Genomic DNA, 22,658 nt, shown 5'->3' with positions numbered 1-22,658 from the left:
AACCCATTGTGCAAACACTAAATCGTCGCGATTTCCCCGGTGCTCAGTATCCTGAACGCATTATTCAGTTTGGTGAAGGAAACTTCCTGCGCGCCTTTGTTGACTGGCAAGTTGATCTGCTGAATGAACATACCGATCTGAACTCTGGTGTGGTCATTGTTCGTCCTATCGAAAGTACGTTTCCGCCGTCACTGAGTACCCAGGATGGTCTCTATACCACCATCATTCGTGGTTTGAATGAAAAGGGCGAGGCCGTCAGCGATGCCCGTTTAATTCGTTCGGTTAACCGCGAAATCAGCGTCTATAGCGAATACGATGAGTTCCTGAAGCTGGCGCATAATCCTGACATGCGTTTTGTTTTCTCTAACACCACGGAAGCGGGTATCAGCTACCACGCGGGTGATAAGTTTGATGATGCGCCGGCTGTGAGTTATCCGGCCAAACTGACCCGACTGCTGTTCGAACGCTATAGCCATTTCAACGGTGCGCTTGATAAAGGCTGGATTATCATTCCTTGCGAGCTGATTGATTACAATGGTGAAGCGCTGCATGAACTAGTTCTGCGTTATGCTCAGGAATGGGCGTTGCCGGAAGCATTCGTACAGTGGCTGGACCAGGCAAACGCATTTTGTTCTACGCTGGTGGACCGTATTGTTACCGGTTACCCACGTGACGAAGTTGCGAAGCTTGAAGCTGAACTGGGTTATCATGACGCGTTTCTTGATACCGCAGAACACTTCTATCTGTTTGTTATTCAGGGGCCAAAATCATTAGCCACTGAACTTCGCCTCGATAAATACCCGCTGAATGTTCTGATTGTTGATGACATCAAGCCGTATAAAGAGCGTAAAGTCGCCATTCTCAACGGTGCGCACACAGCCCTGGTACCGGTCGCCTGGCAGGCAGGGCTTGATACCGTGGGTGAAGCAATGAATGATGCTGAAATTCGCGCCTTCGTTGAGAAAGCAATCTATGAAGAGATTATTCCGGTGCTGGATCTGCCGCGTGATGAATTGGCGTCATTTGCCAGTGCAGTGACCGGCCGATTCTGCAACCCGTACATTAAGCATCAGTTATTGTCGATTGCGCTTAATGGCATGACCAAATTCCGCACCCGTATTCTGCCGCAGCTGTTGGCAGGGCAGAAGGCCAGTGGCCAATTGCCGCCGCGTCTGACATTCGCCCTGGCAGCCTTGATTGCTTTCTACCGTGGTGAGCGTAACGGTGAATCTTATCCGGTTCAGGATGATGCGCATTGGATGGAGCGTTTTCAGGTGTTGTGGGCTCAGCATCGTGACCGCCAGATTACTACCGAAGCGCTGGTCAACGCGGTATTGGCCGTAAAAGAGCATTGGGAACAGGATCTGACACAGGTTTCCGGACTGGTCGAACAGGTTTCTGCCGACCTGGATTCTATCCTGGCGAAAGGCATGCGCGAAGCGGTTAAGCCACTGTGCTAATACGTTAACCCGGTTCAGGCCGGGTTTTTTTATCGTCCTTATTTTTAGTTACAACATACAATTTAATTTCTAAAAATGGAGCATGTCTGTAGCTTCAATGCACACTATGGTCAGCAGGAAAAGATGTTTAGATAATGTTGCTATAAGCTTGCAACATTGATCGCGATCACGTTTAATGTCCCGGCTTTCACATTTTCCGAAGATAACCATGATCGTTCGCCCCCAACAACACTGGCTACGCCTGATATTCGTCTGGCATGGCTCAGTATTATCGAAAATCTTTTCACGCTTGCTGCTGAATTTCCTGCTCTCCATTGCTGTTATCATCATGCTGCCATGGTATACGATGCTGGGTATCAAATTTACTCTGGCACCGTTCAGCATTCTTGGTGTCGCAATTGCAATCTTCTTAGGCTTTCGTAACAACGCCTGTTATTCGCGCTATGTTGAAGCCCGACATTTGTGGGGGCAGTTGATGATTGCTTCCCGTTCACTTCTGCGTGAGGTGAAAACGACCTTACCAGACGATGCTGAACTGGGGCAGTTCGTTCGTTTGCAAATCGCATTTGCCCATTGCCTGCGTATGACTTTACGTCGACAACCGCAGGCGGAGCCCCTGGCAAAATATCTCAGCGAGAGCGATTTACAGACCGTTTTTGCGTCTCAATCACCGGCCAACCGCATTCTGCTGCTGATGGGGGAATGGCTGGCCGTTCGCAGACGAAATGGGCAGCTATCTGATATATTATTTCACAGTTTAAACAACAGGTTAAATGATATGTCAGCAGTGCTGGCAGGTTGTGAGCGTATCGCGAACACACCCGTTCCGTTTGCTTACACCTTAATCCTGCATCGCACGGTATATCTGTTTTGCATTATGTTGCCGTTCGCGTTAGTGGTGGATTTACACTATATGACACCGTTCATCTCGGTGCTTATTTCCTATACCTTTATCTCGCTCGATACGCTAGCCGAAGAACTCGAAGATCCGTTTGGTACAGAGAATAATGATCTGCCACTCGATGCGATTTGTAACGCGATTGAAATCGATTTGCTGCAGATGAATGATGAAACCGTTGTGCCGGCGAAACATATGCCAGATAAGCATTACCAGCTGACATAACATCCGGTAGAGCTGGTAGCACGACCAGCTCTTATTGTTTCACTGAAGGAGTAGGTAAGACTTGATACGCCGGTTAGTGCGGCTTTAGCCGAATTCTCTTTGCCACCACGCAGGCTGCATATCGGTAAATGAATGAAACTCGGGAGCCAGATCTTCATCATTGGGGTCATCAAAAACGCCCGCTAATAGTGCTATTACCGGAGCATCATCAATAGCACCAACTGAACTTCCACATTGAGGGCAAAAAGCGCGACTGGAGGTTTCTGAAGAACGCCAGGTAGTCGGTTTACCCGCTTTTCCCGTCCATTCTACATTTTCAGCATTAAATTCAATCCAGACGACGGTTGGTGCACCGGTATGCTTGCGGCAAATATCGCACGAGCAGGTATGCGAATTATTAGGGCTCGTCGCGGTAAAGCGAATAGAGCCACACAGACAACCGCCAAGGTAGACTTTAGACATGACAACCCCCGTCAGTAAACGTTCTCAGACACTAGCAGATGACTGGCTGCATCACTAGATCTTCATCGTAAAAAGGCGAGGGCGCGCATGGGGAATTTACAACAATTATCAGCCCCTGGCATAAAGAGGCTGATACCTGGAGGTCAGTGATTAAGAATTGTGTCTGGCAACGATAAACAACCGCGGAAACGCCAGCAGTATTTTCCCATTCTCTTGCAGCGGATATTGCTCCTGCAGCAATGCATGATAGCGCGCCAGATAGCGATGTTGTTCGCTTTCACTCAGATCCTGCAACCAGGGACGCAACCCCGTAGAACTCACCCAGTCGATAATTGACTGGTGTGAATCCATAACGTGATAGTAGGTTGTACGCCAGATATCGACATCGCAGCCCATGTCAGTCAAAATATCATAGTACGCATGCACTCCGGGAAGAGGTGCACGGCCGCGATCGGGGTAACCCAGTTCATAGGCGACTTCACGCATCAGAACATGCGTTGGCTCCAGCCAGTTATCCGGCATTTGTACTGCCAGTACGCCTTCTTTCCCCAGCAGAGAGACCAGGTGGGGAAACAGCTGATAGTGGTCGGGAACCCATTGCAAAGATGCGTTTGCATACAGCAGATCGACAGGCTCTTCTGTCTGAAATGCGCTAATATCCGCTTCGATAAAATGACAGCCCGGCAATGCGTTGCGCGCTTCGCTCAGCATTGCCGGTGAAGAATCCACGCCAGTTGTTTGCGCTGATGGCCAACGTTGATGTAGCAATGCGGTGCTGTTACCCGGGCCGCAGCCGAGGTCGACGACTGAACGGACATTCTCCAGCGCGACTCTGCTGAGCAATTCAGCTGCGGGCCGCGAACGTTCGGTTTCATATTGCAGATAGAGCGAAGGGTTCCAGTCAGCCATGTTTTTGTATCCTGTGTGCGATGAAATAGTATGATTCTGAGCCAGCAATTTTCATTACGCCCTCAGAATCAGTGATTCTTGTTCCTTCCCAACATAGCAAGTGTAGCTTTAAAGGGTAAAAACAGGACAAATCGCATTACAAAAGATAATAATTCATAATCTTTCTTATACTTCTTTTGCTTTCTCTTCAGGATCGCGATCTCTCTTTGGGCATTCAAAAAACTCTTGATATAACATTCACCATTATTATGGTTGTCGATAAAGTCATCACCGTAGTTGCTTTCATAGAGGCTTATGCAGTATTTTATTTTTTTCTTAATAGACTCAATATCATCAAATTGAATCCAATATTCAGATAATAAGTATGCTATCAACTTCTCCTGGAAAGCAGACATGGTACTGTGTTTATCATTCAAAAATATCGCATCGAAATCTTCTAACACTTCAATTTTATGTGTGGCTTCGTACCATTCGCTTCGGCCAAAGCAATAAACTGGTTTACCTAAAATCAAGGCCTCAATGCTTGTGCCAGAATTACATGCGATAACGGCAGAACTCCCTTCAATTAATTCGTGGATGTTAGCATCAACAGACAAAACATTTTCGTTGGTTGCTAATAGATATGCAATCTTGGCATCAATACCTCTGGATTTACACATCGGATGGCGTTTGATTACCAACGTTCGATTTGTCTTTTTAGCCAATGCCGCAACATAGTCTAATGCCCCCATGGCGCTGATGTTCTCATGATCGGTAACCGAATCAGAGTTGATCTGCATGGGGAAAAACAGGTAATCCGAGGGGAGAGCAACGTGGTTATGTGGCTGTTGATGCTTGGAGAGTTTTGTCTCCCTGAAAAAATCCCGCTTCTCGGCAATGATATTTTTGGCACTGTCGTGATCTATTTTATTTATTTTATCGATATATGAACTGAAGTTGACACAAATATCTGCCCACCCCGAATATCCATTTTCATCTACAGAGTACAACCCATATATAGGTGATTCTTTTATCGAGAAAACATTTTTGTCATTATTATATGAGTGAAAGGAGAATGTAATGGATTCTTTAATTGCCAGTCTTTTAAGACCATAACAAGGGAAATTAGCTGGATTCAGTATTACCTGTAATTGTTCATCATGGAGACAAGATATAAAATTACCAATAAATTGTCGATGAATGCCTTCACTCTTACCGAGCCATTGTGGTAAGTCAAAGTAAAAACGGTTTAAATCATTCATCATAACTCCAGGTGATTAATGTAAATAAAACTTTGGGTCAGGTTAAGCTTTATTTAGTCGTCGGCCGCCCGCTAAACAGTAACGATTATCATTAAAAATGCAGATATCGCATTATATTATTTTCAGAGGAACAATACAATCCGGTACTTTTGAATCGAAGTGGAGACAGAAGGGCATATCGACATATTCAGAAACAAGTATGCTGAATAATATATTTCCCCACATCAACAACTTTATTTGTATCAGGGGCAACATTGAGTACTATAAACCGCATTTGTGGGCAAAACAGTTCCAGGCTTTTTTTACTGCATTCCGTTTGTAACCATTTATGACTGCCACTTTCGGTTTGTACCAGATTGAGGTTTGCATCCTTACTGCACACAAAACCATCCACAATTGCTTTTTGCCTTGCAGCATCCAGATTCAAGCCAATAACTTTTAGCTCATCGACGTCTTTATCATGTGAACTGGCAGAGACGCGGGTCAACGCACAACCAGCCAGCGTGAATGAAAGAATCAATAGAAACGCGACGCGTAAGATAGTGTTGTTATTTTGATGAACATGGATAGTTCTTTGCATTGTGCTGTAGGGTCCGTTGCTGTGAAATTCCAGGGGCACAGGTTTGTGTCGTACCTTGGTTGTACGCGAGAAGGACTGAGTGAGCAATTACAACGTCAACGATTTGACGTATGCGTAAAGTGTATGGTTTGAATGGTAGTCGGTGAACAGCATAAATCCAGGAACAAGCGCTGTTATGCGTTATCAACGACCAGAACAATGATGAACCCAAAATGCCAGGTTTCACTTATCACTATGTAAGTGCGCATAATGTATATTATGTTAAATTGAATTTATCCCGTATTACCGCAGTACTGTATCGTGAAGCAGATCGTCCCCTAACCCTTCCAATACCGAGTGCAATCTCGGCGGCCTAACCTTGACAAAACACCGACGGTGACCGGCTGGTGTAGAACTGCCATGTACTGTTATTGAGTCGCATTATGCTGAAATAAAACGGCTCTTTCGGTTTAAGGTAAAAATCTGGCAGCGTTCTTGCTAACAATGGGTGAATGTTAGTTCCGCCGGAACTTGAGGCGACATTTCCAGACTCCATAAAGTAATCATTATCTTTGCGGGTAAAGGTAAACCAGACATTTTGATTTACCGCCTGATTTTCACCGTTTTTATCAGTTATTTTTCCACGTAAAATAGCCACTCCATGGTTGCCATTAAAAACGTATCTAACTGAAATATCACCACGAATATCTGGATACTCCATTATTAATACTCCGGAACAATCGAAATGCGACCGTTGCCAGTTTTGTATTGCCATCGTGGCTGCAATTGTCAACGCTACTGCTAAAATGATGCCAATACACCATTTTATATTACGTCCCCACATGTCTGGACTCCATGAAATAATAATGAGTAACACAGTCATTATCCTGCCAACGGCTAAATTGCTTTCGACAAGTTAATGCGGAGATCCGCGGAAAATTAGGATACAACGAGAGATAAATCCAGGGATAGCTCTGACAATCCAGCATGCCGGCTTTGATAAACTGTTGGTGCTGATCAAATTTAAGCACATCCTGGTTGGCGTACCAGTGACATCCCTCCCCTACGCTTAAAGGCACATAACGGCTGAGTCGGGGATCAAACTGTGCCTCCCAGGTAACTACTGCGGCTATAAAGCAACAGACGAACCCCGCCAGAAGCCAGCAAAGAGTGCGCATACGCAGTGATTTTTTCGCTGTTTTTACCGACGATAACGATGCTGTTACGGGTTGATCGCTGAGCGGGTCTTCTATCTTCTGTTCCAGCACTTCCAGTTGTGGCTCAAGGCGGATCCCGACTTTCGGTACGGTTACGATAAGTTCTTCATTCAGGCTAAGTTCTTTAAATGCGCGACGCAGCAAGGAGATATTCTGATAGAACGTATTATTGGTGACCTGCGCACCGTTAATATACCAGACATGCTCAAAGAAATAATTACGTTCAATAACCTGCCCCTGTTGTTGAATTAATAATAGTAAACAACGGGTTGCCGGATTGCTTAATGTTATACGTTTGGTCTCATCTGATTTCGCGTAGAGTACGTTCCGCTCTGGCCAGAATACAACGGTACTGTTAAGCAAAAACACGTGTGCCATTATGTTCCCTGAATATGGATTTTTGTCAATTTAGCTGGAGCGAGCACTGCCAGCGTTAATTTACGACAGTTGAAAACCCCCAACGATTTCCTTCATCGTTAATCACAGTAAAGTTTATCTTATTATTCAGCATTTCAGGAGGTGCAGACTTAAAAATTACCTGCCGGGAACGCGGTGAAACCACTATTCCAGTTATGGAATAGTCTCCTGAAACTACATTAGCCAGAGATATGTTCCAGGAACTCTGATTAACAGCGTAAATCCCCCCGCTTTCATGGTGAAAACTTAGAAGATTGATGCTTTTTTCAGTCAACACGCCTGTATTTTTCGGTCTCCATAGGACTTTTAGCTGATTTCTTAACGTTAAGCGCACTTTTTCACCAGTTGAGCTATTTTTCGCTTCCGCTGGAACCTGGTACACGTTGAGCCAGAATAGCGACTCGCGATCGTTGGCAAGCTCCGTACCGGTTGTCATGATCTTTATCTCGCGTTGTTCACCGGGGAGAATTTTTAGCACCGGGGGAAGCACGATAAAAGGCGAGCTGGCCTGGGATGGCCCTTTCTCTGGTGTGCCGTCATCTACCCAGCTTTGAACCACCACCGGATAATTTCCGTCGTTGACCAGCATTACCGTGCGTTGAGTCTCTCCGTGGTTGAAGATGACCCGAGTCGTACTGATGTTAACCGCTGCCTGCACGCCAAATGCCAGCATCCAGAGGCTACTGAATACGTAATAAAACTTGTACATGTGACTGGTAGCTCCCCGCCGTTAGCGTATCCGCGCCAAAACTTGCCAGACGAGCTTCGAAGCTTTCGCTGTAGTAATTGACGCCATCCTGGCTGCCATTTTGCAGCGTATTACTGCCAATGACCGGCATCCAGCCGCCTTCGCTGCCGCTACCGACAGTAGATACCGCCATAAAATTCACTGGACTACCCGCCCGGTAAACACGCACGCCAACGCCGCGAGCTCGACCGGGGGTACCGTATTGCGTATCCAATAGCCAGGTTACGGTTTTACCGGTAATCAAATTAAAACCCCAGGCGCTGTTAACGCTGCTTTCCGGCGCAAGAAGCCCCATTGCGACATTGCTCTTCCCGGTCGCCACACCCGAAACCACCGTTGATTCGCAGGCAAATCCTATCTGGAAGGGAGCTGAGGAATATTCCCCCTGCCTGAGCTGAGCCACGGAAATTGGTGGCAAATGCACTACCGGCGTAAAATCGGTGACCTGACACATTGCCGCACGTTTGACGAAGATCCCGTTATTGTAAAGGCTGATCACTGACGGCCAGTCATTCGCCCAGCCAGCCCAATTTCCTCCACGGTGCGGCTGACCTATCTTGATACCCCACGAAGTTGTACCTGGCGCACGAAAAACCACGTAAGCATTGGGATTCACATAGCTATTGTAAGTAGCAGACTGCGCCTGGTTGGCGTAATAGCGTGTATCCAGCGTTTTGATCAATTCGGCGCTTATCGTCGAGAAGTTCTTGGCCTTAATCAGGAAGTTGCCATTGGTGTCGAGATCCAGGTTTTCCAGTGGGCGTTGCTGCCAGCTGTCGGTAAAGACGCTGCCTGTTGCATCGTGCGTCAAGCGTAATGCGACGTTTTTCATTATGGTCAGATACGCGCCAGGTACATCCGTTGCTTCATACCAGCCAGCCACGGTGTCATCACCGTTAGTTGACCAGGCTTCATAGAGTTGCCCGGCGGTGTCCGGTGTACAACGGAAAAATACCTGCTCAGGATCGTAACCGCCGCCTTTATGGGCATAAGTGGTAAAAGGGATCCCGCCGCTGGAGGTCAGGATCGTCCCTGCCGGCTGAAAACTGCTATTACTGGTGATATCGACAGACTTACTCAATCCCGGCAATAACCCGTTCCAGGCATCGTTGCCGCCGCCGGAGCGCCAGTCATTGGCAATGCCGTCCGTACTTGCACTAAGCCTGTGCGTGCCTTGTGCGCCATTACTTCCTGATTTATATGGATAAATAATGTATTCACAGGCGGCCTGTATCTGACAAGAAAACAGCGCCAGCACCAGAAAAAATAGTCTCATGAGCGCCCTTTTGTTACGCAAGTGACCGTTAATGCAATTAACGGTTCTGTACGTTGTTGTTGGTTAAGTTTCCACGGCAACGAACAATCACTGCTTTCCAGCATCAATAGTCCCTCTTCGTCTTCAACGCGGGCATATACCTGGTTCGCCTGGGCAACCATCCCGACTACACGACCTCGACCGTCGGTCACTGCCGCTCCCATCGGTAACGTCACGTCACTCTTCACAGTGATGAGTAACGGATAGCCAGAGAGCGTTGCAAAACGCAGTTTTACTGCGGCCCCTGCCATTGGTGCAATGCGCCGTTGACTCTCCTGAAGCTCTGCGTTGGTGTTCATTCCGCTACCGTCGAGAGTCACATTGTTATAACGATAAGGTGTCAATGAGGGAACCAGCGCATAACCCCCACTGTTCACAGTTGCACCCTGTCCGCCCCCTACTCTGGCTCCCACAGCGCCTGGCGCTTCCACCAGGGCAAATGTGTCGCCAACCCACGGGCCGGCCACAATGCCATGGCGATGTACAACGAGCGCCCCGCGTACCCCTGCAGACCATTGCTGATAGTTTTGTGACTGTGAGACGCTGCCGTTTAGCGTGCCGAAAGCCGTATTTTTTTGCAGTGAACCACCCCAGTCGGTCACGCTGTTTGACTCACCTTGCCCCTGTTGCCAGCCAGTGGACAGCGCGTAATTAAGGGTTTCATCCTGATCAAGCACACCAGACAATGCCAACTGCGCATTGCGCCCAGCCTGTTGAGCCTGACTCGCCGACAGCGCCAGCGTATGCTCACGTTCGCCTATACCCAAAGGCATTGAGACGGTAAGCGTTGCCATGTTTTCTTTTTGCACCTGTGAACGGTCACCGTTACGCCACCAGGTGTCCTGTCGGCTGAATGACATACCTAACGTCATTCGTCCAAAGGTGGTGTTATACCCAGCCTGCAACTGAGTGCTGCTGCCACGGTCACTGTAGTAATCCATCATTGATCCCGACAGCCATAGGTTTCCGTAGCTGCTCAATGTTTGGTTCACCGTAACGGTAAACTGGTTTTTTTGACGCAGCGTATCCGAGCGCCACTGCGCGTTGCTCCCGCTGACGCTTCGCTCACCCAGAACGTCACCGTAGTCACGATATCCTTCTGTGGAATAGCGATAACCCGCCAGCGCGACGTGAGTTCCTGTCGGAGTGAACGTTTTGCTCCAGTTGGTTTGCAGCCGCCAGCCACTCATGGTTTGAGAAGCAATCCGGGCCCGCGAACCGGTAACATCGACACCCAAAGCGCCCATCGACGTTGCCAGAACGCCTCCCATCAGCAGTGCCTGATAGTCGTCGCCGATCCGCAAAGCGCCATTTGCAGTCAGGAGATTCGTCATCCCGCGCTCCAGCGTGAAATCGGTAAACAGACCATCGGCGGCGCTGTAATCCCGGGTCTTACCTGCCACCAAACCGTAGCGCCAGATGCCGGGACGCAGTGATAAAGGTACGCTGGCGTATGGCACGGTATAGCTACTCTTTTTGTTATCGGCGCCGGTGATTTCAACTTGTAAATCACCGTCCCAGGCTGTATTCGGCAAATCATCAAGTACAAAAGGGCCTTGTGGTACGCTGGTTTCGTAAAGCGTTCGACCATTCTGCTTGACCACAACGCGTGAAGGTGTAGATGCCGTACCACGAATTTCTGGGGCATAGCCGCGTCGCGACTGTGGCCACATTCGTTGATCGGTTTCCAGTTTGACACCTGTAAACGCCATACTGCCAAGCAGATTTCCCGAGGTGTAGCTTTCGCCTACCGTCAGTAAACTTTCCAGAGATGCGACAGGATGTTGAAGCCAGGTTTGCAGCGCATCCCAGCGTTGGCTTTCTCGATTGCCATCGCGCCGCCAGTTGGCAGACGACTGTTGGCGAAATTGCCAACTCCCCATGTTGAAGCCGCTGCTCAGTCCCAGCCAACCATAATCACTTTGCTGACCGTTATTTTTATTGTGATAGGCGTGCAGATTGTAGTTACTGAACAACACGCTCTCGCCGCTTTGCCACTGCGACGGCGGTACATAATCCATGGGGGTACGTTTTAATGCCGCCTGAGGAACGCTGAGATTCAGACGCAATAAGCTCTGGTCAAAATCCCAGCGTCCACCGCTGATCCGAGCTTCAGGGGCGAAGCAATCCTGCCCTTGTTCCGACGCTGCTGTTACGCCCTGTTCATCCCAGAATTTCGCCGGAAGACAGGGTTCGGTACGTCCAGCTGTATTCTGGCGAAACAACACATCATCCCGCCCTACATACCGTCCATTGAGCCAGATATCCACGCTATAACGTCCCGCGACCACCGCATCCGGATCGTTGAGCATTGCCAGGCTTTTTTCGTAACCACTCCCAAGCAACAATGTTTCGTCAAAGGTGTAATCGCTGGCAAAAACAGGCATCGCAGCGGGCAAAAAAAGCCACCACCAGCGTGGATTAGTTTCGGACATTGTCCTGCTTCTCCAACGCCACGCGCCCGCTTAATGAGGCTCCCTGATCGTTAATCCAGCGCATTTGCGCGTCGTTCAATTGCGAAATTTTTGCAGGCCACGACATCGTCGCCCACGGTGCGATTGTTTCGCTCTGAATGCGCTGTTTTTTTCCCGCACCGCTGACGTCAAGTGACGAAAGCGCGAGATAGAAACCACTGTTATTACGTAAATGCAGCCTGCCATTCTGCAGCCAGACCCGGCTGGTATTCGCCATCTCCAGCGGCGAACCCACCAGCCCCTCGGGTCTGACCAATACTTTTACGCGGCTACGCACCAGCACCAGTAGCTGGTTATCGGTTTGCGCATCCTTATTTATGGGCGGGATCTGAATGAAGTTAAACCACCATAGCGATTCCCTGTCCTGTACGACGGGTTTACCGATGTAACGCAGCCGAACAGTTTGCCCCGCGTGGGCAGCCATCCGAAAGACCGGTGGCGTAGTGACAAAAGGAGCGGCCGCAGTTTGTGGTACTGATTGTGCATCGCCATCATCAAGCCAAACCTGAACGACACCAGGGACGTCGCCGCGATTAGTTAATTGCACACTGATTTCCCGGCTGTCTGCCGGATAGATTATCCGGTTGCCGGTCATCACTATGCTTGCCTGCACGCAGAAGCACATCATCATTCCAGCTAAACCAATAGCCAATCCTTTCATCACGCAGATCTCGCTTACAAATAGGAAATGGCGTATTGCACAGTGCCGACAACTGTCCCGGCGGTTGCCCCACCGTTCGGGCTAAAATACTGCACGGCAAAGTCGTGCTCACCGGACGTATTTCCGGCTGCAACGGTGATTCCTGCAACCGGAGTTCCAGTACGCAAATCAATAGGCGTAGTGCCCGCGCTATCGGTCAGCAGTTGTAATTCAACATTTTGCGCTGTACCCGTATTAGCCAGGTTTCCGCGCTCGGTCATATTATTTGCAACAAACACAGTTTTAATATCCAACGCATTAGCATCAACAGTACAACCAGTAACGCCGAGGGTGAATGTTGTCAGGCCTGCTGAAGATGATGCAGCCGCGAGATCGCTTTTCGCAACAGACGGCAGTAATACGACCGGCCGTGCATTTACACCGTTAACCGTGACTTCGCAAGTTTGTTCGGTCACTTCGCCTTTAAAGGTGATGGTATTTGCTGAATCAGCATACGCTATTTGCGCAAATAATAACGCAAGGCCACCAACCGCAAATATGTAACTGGTATGAGGATTATTGATTTTCATATTGTCTGTCCTTAATTAATAAATACATCGGTATCGTAATAAATAATGCAATAGCCCCTCTCCGCTGAGAGCGGAGTATTTATTGAGGGATACAGCGACGCCAGTAATGTCTTATGACTCCGTAGGATTAACCCTACGATGACTGCTAGTTTAAGAATAATCCCAGAGATTAAAACCTTTGTTTTCTCAAATCATATTAGGTCGGTCTTAAATAAGATCTAAATCTCGATGTTTTCGATATAACTCATTGTTTATATTAATTTTTATAGCTAGCGGTAATTTCCCTAAGAAAAATTTTCTTAACCTGAATTAAACACGATAAAGACCATGTTCATCACAGGTTAATGCAGCCATAGCCAACCTTGTGACCGTTTAGTCTTAAAGTTAACCTTCGTTATTACCCGTGTTCGTCCTGGTGTTAACATAAACTTGCCGGGGTTAATTCAACCTGGCAAAGTAGCACATAATTTTAAGATGAGAGGAATATTTAACCGAGATAACGTTATATTTTCCTCATAAATTGAAGCTTCAATGCAGTCTACTCAGCGTTGTCTTCGGTGTAAAAATAAATTGCCCCCCCCTAATGTAAAGAAATGAAAATACAATCTTATTCATAGAAAAGTATGAGTGAAGTCGGCAAAGGAAAAACCATAGTTATGATCATCACAGAAATGTAATGTGAGAAAAAAACAACACATCTAACCCTTACTACGCTCAAACTTGCGACGCAGCAGACCTTGAATATGCCTGATAATTCAAGAGAGCAAGTGTGTCTTTTGCACACCAATAGCAAATTTTTAAACCTGCGAATACATTATTTCGCGATGTGAATATCCGCGAAGATGACGCTAAATACGTCATTGATAATCTGAGTGTTTTATTAAATGGAGTTGTACAAGCAATAACAACCAAGCACTAAATACGACTCATTCTCACATGTTTTTTATAAACATGAGAACGAATGATGATAGCTAATACAAGTAAAGATAGGGGTAATAACTTATGGCCTCACAATATGACTTTACTGTCACCCTGCACGATCTTGCTTTTATTCTTAAGCAGATCAAAATATCCGAAGCGGCAACTAACCCAGACGGGAGCGTTAATGCTGAAATGCTTCGGGAATTAGTCTCCAGTCCACTCTTGCCCTATGGACTTCGCACGGTAGATGGTTCATGGAATAACCTTCTACCGGGCCAGGAGTTATACGGTTCAGCCGATCAGACCATGCCAAGGTTAACAGCTTTAAACTGGCAAGATGCGGATCAAATGACCAGTTATATACAGATTGGCGGCATGGTTATTGATGCCGACCCACGAATTATTAGTAATTTAATTTCAGACCAGACGACCTCAAACCCGGCCGCACTTGAGGTTTTTAACGCATTAAAAGATGCGCCCGGCGGCGGGACTGTTACTGGGGATGGCAGCTTATCCATTCCCAATCAGTCTCCCGATATCGGTCTCTCCCCTGCGTTTAATGGCTGGATGACCTTCTTTGGCCAGTTTTTCGACCACGGTCTGGATTTGATACCGAAAGGAGGCAACGGTATTGTTTTCATTCCGCTCCAGCCCGATGACCCTTTATATGTGGAGGGGTCGGATACAAACTTTATGTTATTAACCCGGGCGACAGTTGATGAGAATCGAGAGACGGTAAACCTTACAACCCCCTTCATCGACCAAAACCAAACCTACACCTCCCATCCTTCACATCAGATTTTCATCCGCGAATACGTCATCATTGATGGGAAACCTGAGCCAACGGGGAATCTGTTAGGCGGCGCTAACGGAGGACTGGCGACCTGGGCTGACGTTAAAAACCAGGCTGAAACCCTGCTTGGCATTAAGCTTACCGATCAGGATGTTTTTAATGTTCCTCTGCTGGCGACGGACCGTTACGGTAATTTGATTTTAAGTGAAAATGGCAAGGTGCAGATTGTTACGACTGCCGGGCTGGTAGAGGCTAATGGCGGTTTGTTACCTGAGGGGACGTTCCGCACCGGTCATGCGTTTCTGGATGATATTGCACATACTGCCGCACCCAAAGCGGGCCTGCTGGCAGATGATGACAGTGCTATCGGCGGCGAAGGACCACAACCTGCAGGAACTTATGATAACGAACTGCTCGACCGTCACTTTATTACCGGCGACGGGCGTGGGAATGAGAATATTGGCTTAACCGCGGTGCATGCCGTTTTTCACAGCGAACATAACCGCCTGGTTGAACAGTATAAAACCACGCTGCTGGAAACCGGTGATATCGATCTGATTAACCAGTGGTTGATGCCGAATCACCAAATCACAGAATTACCTGCCGATACCTCTACTCTGGTCTGGAACGGCGAATACTTATTCCAGGCCGGTCGCTTCTCCACGGAAATGCAGTATCAGCACCTCGTGTTTGAGGAATTTGCCCGTACAGTACAACCCGCCGTCGATCCGTTTGTCTTCTCCAACACAGCGGATATTAACCCTCAGATCTTTGCCGAGTTTGCGCATGTGGTTTACCGTTTCGGGCATTCAATGCTGACAGAAACCGTGGCGCGTACCGACATTGATATGCAAAGCGGCGATCTCGGCCTGATTGCCGCGTTCCTGAATCCCGTGGCATTCAATGACATCAACGGCGCTACCGTTACTGACGATCAGGCCATCGGCGCGATTGTGCGTGGTATGACGCGTCAGGTGGGCAACGAAATTGATGAATTTATTACCGATGCCCTGCGTAATAACCTGATCGGCCTGCCGCTGGATTTAGGCGCGCTTAACATTGCCCGTGGTCGCGATACAGCAATGCCAACGCTAAACCAGGCTCGCGAGCAGTTCTTTGCCTTGAGCGGTGATAGCCAACTACGGCCCTATACCAGTTGGGCTGACTTTACCACCTACCTGAAAAACCCGGCCTCGATCATTAATTTTATGGCCGCTTACGGTCAGCATGAGCTGATCCTCAATGCCACCAGCCTTGAAGGTAAGCGCGCGGCGGTGAACTTCCTGCTGTTTGGCGACGCCAACAACGCCCCACCTGCGGATGCCATGGATTTCTTCAACAGCACCGGTGCGTGGGCAACCAAAGAAACCGGACTGAATATGGTCGATTTCTGGATTGGCGGGCTGGCCGAGCGCAAAAATGAATTTGGCGGCATGCTGGGGTCAACCTTCAACTTTGTTTTTGAAACGCAAATGGAAATGTTGCAGGACGGTGACCGTTTCTACTATCTGAGTCGCGTTCAGGGTCTGAACATGCTCAATGAACTGGAAGCTAACTCGTTTTCCGCGCTGGTAATGCGTAACAGCGATCTCGGCGACGCGGATTCCTCTCACCTGCCCGCCAATCTGTTCCAGACGCCGGACCATATTTTTGAAGTGAACCGTGTGTTGCAAACGGAAATCGATCCGAAATGGGGGAATCCGCTGAAGGATCTGCTCTCGCCGCTGCTGGTGCGTCGCGATCCGGGGGCTGATGTGGATGGCGATGGCTTTGCCGACGGTGGGTATCTGAAATATACCGGCGATGGGCATGTGGTTCTTGGCGGTACGGCAGGCAACGATACGTTAATCGGGGGGAAAGGCATCGACAGCCTGTGGGGCGACGGCGGTGATGATCGTCTGGACGGTGGTGATGAAGCGGATGTGGTTCACGGCGGCGACGGTGACGACATCATTACTGACACCGGTACGCCCGTGGGCGATGCCGACTTCCTGCACGGCGATGCCGGACACGATGTCATCTTCTCCGGTAACGGGAACGATCTGGTCTTTGGCGGCAGCGGCAGCGACTTCGTGGTGGTCGGCGAAGATGCTCAGGAGGTCTTCTCGGGGCAGGATAACGACTTTGCGCTTGGGGGATCGGGCGCTGATTTCCTGATGGGCAACGAAGGAGACGACTGGCTGGAAGGTGGCGACGGATTTGACACCCTCGCCGGAGACAACTCAGAGCTGTTTTTCAACAGTACCATTATTGGTCACGACGTTCTGAATGGTCAGGGCAACGACACTGACTACGATGGAGAAGCCGGTGATGACATTATGGTTCAGGGCGCGGGTATTCAGCGCAATAACGGCATGGCCGGTTTCGACTGGGCTATCCATAAAGGCGACCCGAACGCAGCAAACTCTGACCTCGGGATCCCGATTTTCGTCAACCAGCAGGAATTTATTCTGCGTGACCGTTTCGACCTGGTTGAAGGACTGTCCGGATGGAAACACAACGATATCTTAACCGGTACGGAACAGCCGCTCGGTACGGCACCGGTTCAGGGTGTTCCCCTCTCCAACAATCTCACCCAGGAGGGGGCTGACAGAATTGACGGCCTGCAAGCCATTCTCGGCGTAGAACGCTCGGCGAATCCGAACGCGGTACTGCTGAACCCTGATGATGGTAGCGATATTTTACTCGGCGGCGGCGGTAGCGACCGCATTATGGGTAAAGCGGGGAACGACATCATTGATGGTGATGCCTGGCTCAACGTTCGTATCGCCGTTACCGGCATGGCGGGACTCACCAGCGCCGAAGGCATGGCCGAACTGAAGTCGTACATGCTGGCTGGCACGCTGAAACCCAATCAGTTGTCGATTGTGCGAGAAATCCTTTATGACGGTGATGGCACTGAAACTGATGTGGCAGTCTACCGCGATATCAGTAGCAACTATGCCTTTACCCGTATGGTAGACGGTAGCCTGCGCGTCGATCACGCCACGCCTGATGCCGCGCTGAACCTTAATGACGGCATTGATCGCCTGCTGAACATCGAAAAACTGGAGTTTGGCGATGGTCAGCAACTGTGGGTGACGGCGCAGCAAGCGACGGGCGATCTTACTATCAGCAATCCTAACCCTTCGGTGGGCGACCTGCTGCGCGTCAACGTAGCAAATTTGCTGGATGGTAATGGGCTGGCAGCGGATGTCGCCATCACCATGACCTGGCAGGCATTCGTCAATGGTCAATGGCGGGATCAGGCGACCGGCGTGGAGTTCAGAGTGCCTGGCGCTATTCAGGGCGCGCCGCTGCGCGTAGTTGCCAGTTTTAACGACCGCATGGGCGATGCTGAAACGCTGGTGTCGGCACAAACTCAGTCAATCCTACCGCGAAATCAGGCTACCACCGGTGCGCCGGTGATTAATGACCTTACTCCGACCGAAAGCCTGACGCTGACCGCGGTGGTTTCGGGAATTGCTGATGCCGACGGTCTGAGCGGCGGTAATTTCACGTATCAATGGAGAATGAGTACCCCGACCGGGTTCGTCAACATTAACGGCGCGACATCTGCTACCTATACACCGGGCCAGGCTATGGTCGGTCGGACGCTGCAGGTGGTGGTTACCGTCGTCGACGATGAAGGCAATCCCCCTGTTGTTCTGACGTCGACCACTACTCAGCCTGTGGGTGATCTGATTGTCGGGAACAACGGCGCTAACACGCTCGTCGGTACAGCATGGAGCGATATTCTGCGCGGTGAAGGCGGGAATGACACCTTGCTGGGCGGTACCGGTGACGATCTGCTCGTCGGCGGTGCGGGTAACGACAGCCTGTCTGGTCAGGCGGGGCAAGATATCCTGCAAGGCGACGCGGGTAATGACACACTTGATGGCGGGCTTGGCGCCGACAGCATGACCGGTGGCGCGGGTGACGACACCTACATTGTTGATGATTTCGGCGATGTGGTTATCGAAGGTGTGAATGGCGGTACAGACATTGTGCGCACCAGTCTCAGCAGCTACGACCTTACGGACAACGTGGAAGAACTGGTCTTTATCGGCAGCGGCAGTTTTATCGGCACCGGTAATGCCATTGCAAACACCATTACGGGCGGTTCCGGCAATGACTATCTGTTCGGTATGGGCGGGAATGACCAGCTGTTTGGCGGGATCGGCAATGACTTCCTCGATGGCGGAGATGGCGCTGATAACCTGCAGGGTGGAAACGGCAACGACGTCATGATTGGCGGGGCGGGCGCGGATACCCTTTCCGGCGGTAGCGGCGACGATATTCTCAATGGTCAGGAAGGTAACGACATTCTGGACGGTGGTACCGGGAGCGACATCTTCGCCTTTGGGGCCAACTTTGGGCAGGACCGAATTACCGGTTTTGACAGTAACCCCAACGGCGGGCAGGACTTCCTTGATCTCGTCTTGTTAGGTATCAACGCGGGTAATTTTGCCAGCAGCGTGTCTATTACCGGAAACAATGGCAACACCATTGTGACTATCGGTACAGACACCATCACATTGGTGGGCGTCAATTCGACCACCGTGAATATTGGTGACTTTTATCTGGAAATGCCCACTACCCTTGCCAGCAACAATGGCAATAGTTCATTGATCGTATAAGGAGAAGACTATGTCGCGCCAGCATACGCCAACAGAACTGAATGATGCATTAAAAGGAACGAAACCCACTTTTCTGATGCTGTTGTTTTTTAGTTGTGTGATTAATCTGCTTATGCTGGCGCCGGCAATTTATATGCTACAGGTTTACGATCGCGTGCTGGTCAGTAAAAATACCACCACGCTGCTAATGTTAACCTTATTGATTGTCGGCCTGTACATTGTTATTGCCCTAATTGAATTTGCCCGTGCGCAGGTCATGGTCAGGCTTGGCAACCGGCTGGATATCAAGCTGAGCCAGTTGGTTTTTAACGCGGCATTTAAAAGAAAGATCGCCACCGGCGATAACAATCCGGCACAGTCTTTAGCCGAATTGGATCAGCTCCGTCAGTTTCTTTCCGGGAATAGTCTGTTCGCCTTGCTGGATATTCCCTGGACGCCGATATATTTATTCATCGCTTTTCTTGTTCACCCTCTGCTGGGATATCTCTCACTCGGCGGAATAACGCTATTATTCATTCTGACGCTGGTGTCTGAAATCTCAACCAAACGTCCAATTCAGCAGGCACACGCCTTAACCATTAACAATGCCAGTAAACTGAATAAACAGCTGCAAAACTCCGATGCCATTGAAGCGATGGGAATGCTCTCAACCCTGAAGTCGACCTGGCAGGAACAGCATAACAACGTGCTGGCGCTACAAACTCAAATTGCCGACAAAACGGCCGGATTAAGCAGTCTCAGCCGTTTTGTGCGGGTGTTGCTGCAATCCATTGCGCTGGGCGCTGGCGCTCTACTGGTGATCGGCGGCCATATTACCCCGGGCCTGATGATTGCCGCGTCGATTATTCTGGGCCGCGTCCTCAACCCGGTGGAACAGGTTATCGGCAGTTGGAAGCAGTTTGTGCAGTTTCGTGGCGCATGGCATCAACTCTCAGCCCTGTTGAAAGAGTATCCGGCACCGAAAGAGGTTCTCACCCTGCCTCGTCCGAACGGCAACATCAGCGTTGAAGGTGTTTTCGCGGCGGCGCCGGGCCAGTCTTCACCACTGCTGCGTAATATCTCATTCCAACTGGAACAAGGCGAAGTGCTGGGGATTATCGGCCCCTCGGCCTCAGGAAAAACATCGCTGGCAAAAGTACTGGTTGGCGTCTGGAAGCCGTTATCCGGCAAGGTCAGATTAGACGGGGCAGATATTTGCCAGTGGGATAAAGCACTACTGGGCCCGTCAATTGGCTACCTGCCGCAGGATGTTGAACTGTTTGATGGCACCATCGCGCAAAACATCGCCCGCTTCACGAAAAATGACAGTGAGTTGATCGTCGCTGCCGCGCTGCTGGCGGGCGTGCATGACATGATCCTGCGTTTGCCGCAAGGTTACGACACCCTGCTTGGCGCGGGAGGATACCAACTCTCCGGGGGGCCGCGGCAGCGCATTGGCCTGGCCCGCGCCGTATACAACAACCCGGCGTTTGTCGTGCTGGATGAACCGAATGCCAATCTTGATGATGCAGGCGAGTTTGCGCTCGTAAAAGCCATCAATATCCTGCGTACGCAGGGACAAACCACCGTTATTATCTCGCACCGGCCCACGCTGCTTGGCGTGGTCAATAAGGTCTTGTTGCTTAACGATGGCGCGATACAGGAGTTTGGTACCCGCGATCAGGTTTTCGCCCATTTGCGTCAGGCCAACATATTGAAACCGGTGGCAACGCCGTCTTCACCCACGACTGAACAGCAACGCGAGGCCTGATGATGAAAAAGAAACCTGACAACGTGGCCTCTGCTGACGTAGATACCAATATCTGGTCGCCGATTATCCGGGGCGTGATCGTTATTGTGCTGGGTGTCGGCAGCTTCATTCTCTGGGCAGTACAAGCGCCGCTGGATGCGGGCGTGGTGGCTGATGGTACGGTAACCGTATCGAGTAACCGAAAAACGATCCAACACCTGAGCGGCGGTCGGGTAACGGATATCTTTATTAAAGAAGGCGACGTTGTGAAGAAAAACCAGGTTCTCGTCCGGCTGGATAAAATGCAGCTCGAAATGCGTTTCAGCGCGTTAAATGCGCAGTATATTTCAGCCAAAAGCATTGAAGACCGCCTGTTGGCAGAACGCGATGGACTGGAAGCGATCGGCTTTAATACGACGCTGACGCAGCAGTTCTCCGGCAATAAGCGACTGGCCGAAGTCAGAAATCTGCAGGCCAAACTTTTCGAAACGCGCCGCAAAACCATTCAGGACGAACTTTCAATGATTCAGGAGACGCTCGATGGTCTGGTAGGACAAACGGATAATCTCAATAAAATAAAAGGTTATCGCGATCGCCAGTTCAATCTGATTAACCGGGAATTAGGCGCTATTCGCGCGCTGAGTGAAAAAAACTATTATCCCAAAGCGCAATTACTGGTGCTTGAGCGCGAGGCGGCAGAAATATCCGGCAGCGTTTCAGAAGACATCCTTAACATTGCCAAACTGAAATCCCAACAGAACGAATTAAAAATTAAAGCGTACCAGGTGCGTCATCAATATCTGCGTGAAGTTGAGTCTGAACTGACGGAAAACCAAAAAGAGGTGGCGATGCTGGAGGATGAACTGGTGTCTACCCGTCATGAACTGGATAACACTGAGATCCGCTCGCCGATTAACGGCGTGGTGCTGGATGTTAAGGTCAGCACCGTTGGCGGCGTCATTCAGCCCGGCGAACATCTGATGGATATCGTCGCCGCCGGCCAGCCGATGCAGATTGATGCCAAAATACCGGTACATGCCATTGATAAGCTCGCTCCGGGATTAACTGTAGATGTGTTGTTCCCTGCCCTTAACCACGCGCTGTTACCGTCGGTTCCGGCCCGAGTTTTGACTATCTCGGCGGATCGTTTAACTGATGAGGCCACTCAACAGCCATACTACCTTGCTGAAGTTCAGGTCTCAGCGGAGGGCGCGCGCTTGCTGGGCGATTACAAAATTAAAGCGGGAATGCCTGCCAGCGTGACGATCAAGACCGGTGAACGAACCCTGATGAGTTACCTGTTTAAACCGTTAATTGCCCGTCTGGAACTGGCCTTTAAAGAGTATTGAACCCTCCATTGCCGGTATGGCGTTCGGCTTACCGCGCCATGCCGGTTTCTGCCATTGCTGGCAGCTTTGCTTTCTTGTAACCTTCTTGCCGT

The 22,658-nt window shown here is 49.8% G+C and carries 16 protein-coding genes; 5 read left to right on the top strand and 11 right to left on the bottom strand.

The genetic code is table 11. The annotated features are described in order from the left end of the window. Window positions 1–8 precede the first annotated feature (8 nt). Together IB196_RS11370 and IB196_RS11365 are read left to right on the top strand one after the other, a co-directional pair. Window positions 9–1,460 (top strand): tagaturonate reductase, encoded by a 1,452-nt coding sequence (locus tag IB196_RS11370; protein ID WP_005122710.1) that lies wholly within the window; start codon window positions 9–11, stop codon window positions 1,458–1,460. Between the two features lie 208 nt (window positions 1,461–1,668). Further along, the gene (locus IB196_RS11365; RefSeq protein ID WP_005122709.1) at window positions 1,669–2,583 is read left to right on the top strand and encodes a bestrophin family protein; all 915 of its coding nucleotides are present in this window, start codon (window positions 1,669–1,671) and stop codon (window positions 2,581–2,583) included. Between the two features lie 84 nt (window positions 2,584–2,667). On the opposite strand, the gene IB196_RS11360 is transcribed toward IB196_RS11365, so the two are convergent. From IB196_RS11360 to IB196_RS11310, 11 genes are all read right to left on the bottom strand, one after another. Further along, window positions 2,668–3,045, bottom strand: coding sequence for a GFA family protein (locus IB196_RS11360; RefSeq protein ID WP_005122708.1), 378 nt, complete (start codon window positions 3,043–3,045; stop codon window positions 2,668–2,670). A 150-nt stretch (window positions 3,046–3,195) separates the two neighbouring features. Then, the gene (gene tam, locus IB196_RS11355; protein WP_188231616.1) at window positions 3,196–3,954 is read right to left on the bottom strand and encodes a trans-aconitate 2-methyltransferase; all 759 of its coding nucleotides are present in this window, start codon (window positions 3,952–3,954) and stop codon (window positions 3,196–3,198) included. 68 nt (window positions 3,955–4,022) lie between these two features. After that, complete coding sequence (locus IB196_RS11350; RefSeq protein ID WP_082031722.1) at window positions 4,023–5,198, bottom strand: hypothetical protein; 1,176 nt, start codon at window positions 5,196–5,198, stop codon at window positions 4,023–4,025. Window positions 5,199–5,382: 184 nt separating this feature from the next. Beyond that, on the bottom strand, window positions 5,383–5,775 hold the full coding sequence (locus IB196_RS11345; RefSeq protein ID WP_155021053.1) for a hypothetical protein: 393 nt from the start codon (window positions 5,773–5,775) through the stop codon (window positions 5,383–5,385). A 352-nt stretch (window positions 5,776–6,127) separates the two neighbouring features. After that, on the bottom strand, window positions 6,128–6,598 hold the full coding sequence (locus tag IB196_RS11340; RefSeq protein ID WP_040231088.1) for a hypothetical protein: 471 nt from the start codon (window positions 6,596–6,598) through the stop codon (window positions 6,128–6,130). Further along, window positions 6,585–7,349 (bottom strand): winged helix-turn-helix domain-containing protein, encoded by a 765-nt coding sequence (locus IB196_RS11335; RefSeq protein ID WP_149692301.1) that lies wholly within the window; start codon window positions 7,347–7,349, stop codon window positions 6,585–6,587. Before IB196_RS11335 ends, IB196_RS11340 begins: the two co-directional genes overlap by 14 nt. A gap of 55 nt (window positions 7,350–7,404) precedes the next feature. Then, window positions 7,405–8,097 carry a molecular chaperone gene (locus tag IB196_RS11330; RefSeq protein WP_223236797.1) on the bottom strand — a complete coding sequence of 231 codons (693 nt, stop codon included), beginning with the start codon at window positions 8,095–8,097 and terminating at the stop codon, window positions 7,405–7,407. Then, window positions 8,069–9,412, bottom strand: a complete 1,344-nt coding sequence (locus IB196_RS11325) for a fimbrial protein (protein WP_149692300.1) — start codon at window positions 9,410–9,412, stop codon at window positions 8,069–8,071. The genes IB196_RS11330 and IB196_RS11325 overlap by 29 nt, the downstream gene beginning before the upstream one ends. After that, window positions 9,409–11,886, bottom strand: a complete 2,478-nt coding sequence (locus IB196_RS11320; protein WP_188231617.1) for a fimbria/pilus outer membrane usher protein — start codon at window positions 11,884–11,886, stop codon at window positions 9,409–9,411. The genes IB196_RS11325 and IB196_RS11320 overlap by 4 nt, the downstream gene beginning before the upstream one ends. After that, on the bottom strand, window positions 11,873–12,586 hold the full coding sequence (locus IB196_RS11315) for a molecular chaperone (protein WP_223236807.1): 714 nt from the start codon (window positions 12,584–12,586) through the stop codon (window positions 11,873–11,875). Before IB196_RS11315 ends, IB196_RS11320 begins: the two co-directional genes overlap by 14 nt. A 14-nt stretch (window positions 12,587–12,600) precedes the next feature. Continuing rightward, entirely contained in the window at window positions 12,601–13,155 is a 555-nt protein-coding gene (locus IB196_RS11310) for a fimbrial protein (protein ID WP_040231077.1), read from the bottom strand. Window positions 13,156–14,157: 1,002 nt separating this feature from the next. Between IB196_RS11310 and IB196_RS11305 the strand changes: the two genes are divergently transcribed. From IB196_RS11305 to IB196_RS11295, 3 genes are read left to right on the top strand one after another with little or no spacing between them, the layout of a single operon-like run. Further along, window positions 14,158–19,488 carry a peroxidase family protein gene (locus tag IB196_RS11305; RefSeq protein WP_188231618.1) on the top strand — a complete coding sequence of 1,777 codons (5,331 nt, stop codon included), beginning with the start codon at window positions 14,158–14,160 and terminating at the stop codon, window positions 19,486–19,488. A gap of 10 nt (window positions 19,489–19,498) precedes the next feature. Then, a complete protein-coding gene (locus IB196_RS11300) occupies window positions 19,499–21,238 on the top strand; it encodes a type I secretion system permease/ATPase (protein ID WP_188231619.1) in 1,740 nt (579 codons plus the stop codon). Beyond that, window positions 21,238–22,566 carry an HlyD family type I secretion periplasmic adaptor subunit gene (locus IB196_RS11295; protein WP_188231620.1) on the top strand — a complete coding sequence of 443 codons (1,329 nt, stop codon included), beginning with the start codon at window positions 21,238–21,240 and terminating at the stop codon, window positions 22,564–22,566. Before IB196_RS11300 ends, IB196_RS11295 begins: the two co-directional genes overlap by 1 nt. The last annotated feature ends 92 nt before the right edge of the window (window positions 22,567–22,658 follow it).

Origin of the sequence: Citrobacter sp. C6_1, from assembly GCF_014596835.2 — a bacterium.
Lineage (GTDB): Bacteria > Pseudomonadota > Gammaproteobacteria > Enterobacterales > Enterobacteriaceae > Citrobacter > Citrobacter pasteurii.
Note: the sequence above shows the minus strand (reverse complement) of the source record. Positions and strands in the feature narration are given on the sequence as shown.

Bases quoted from the DNA above. Each gene is read 5' to 3' on its own strand.
- IB196_RS11330 (WP_223236797.1), bottom strand. From the start codon at position 8,097: ATGTACAAGTTTTATTACGTATTCAGTAGCCTCTGGATGCTGGCATTT.
- IB196_RS11305 (WP_188231618.1), top strand. From the start codon at position 14,158: ATGGCCTCACAATATGACTTTACTGTCACCCTGCACGATCTTGCTTTT.
- IB196_RS11320 (WP_188231617.1), bottom strand. From the start codon at position 11,886: ATGTCCGAAACTAATCCACGCTGGTGGTGGCTTTTTTTGCCCGCTGCG.
- IB196_RS11310 (WP_040231077.1), bottom strand. From the start codon at position 13,155: ATGAAAATCAATAATCCTCATACCAGTTACATATTTGCGGTTGGTGGC.
- IB196_RS11340 (WP_040231088.1), bottom strand. From the start codon at position 6,598: ATGTGGGGACGTAATATAAAATGGTGTATTGGCATCATTTTAGCAGTA.
- IB196_RS11335 (WP_149692301.1), bottom strand. From the start codon at position 7,349: ATGGCACACGTGTTTTTGCTTAACAGTACCGTTGTATTCTGGCCAGAG.
- IB196_RS11350 (WP_082031722.1), bottom strand. From the start codon at position 5,198: ATGATGAATGATTTAAACCGTTTTTACTTTGACTTACCACAATGGCTC.
- IB196_RS11345 (WP_155021053.1), bottom strand. From the start codon at position 5,775: ATGCAAAGAACTATCCATGTTCATCAAAATAACAACACTATCTTACGC.
- IB196_RS11325 (WP_149692300.1), bottom strand. From the start codon at position 9,412: ATGAGACTATTTTTTCTGGTGCTGGCGCTGTTTTCTTGTCAGATACAG.
- IB196_RS11315 (WP_223236807.1), bottom strand. From the start codon at position 12,586: ATGAAAGGATTGGCTATTGGTTTAGCTGGAATGATGATGTGCTTCTGC.
- tam (WP_188231616.1), bottom strand. From the start codon at position 3,954: ATGGCTGACTGGAACCCTTCGCTCTATCTGCAATATGAAACCGAACGT.
- IB196_RS11365 (WP_005122709.1), top strand. From the start codon at position 1,669: ATGATCGTTCGCCCCCAACAACACTGGCTACGCCTGATATTCGTCTGG.
- IB196_RS11300 (WP_188231619.1), top strand. From the start codon at position 19,499: ATGTCGCGCCAGCATACGCCAACAGAACTGAATGATGCATTAAAAGGA.
- IB196_RS11295 (WP_188231620.1), top strand. From the start codon at position 21,238: ATGATGAAAAAGAAACCTGACAACGTGGCCTCTGCTGACGTAGATACC.
- IB196_RS11360 (WP_005122708.1), bottom strand. From the start codon at position 3,045: ATGTCTAAAGTCTACCTTGGCGGTTGTCTGTGTGGCTCTATTCGCTTT.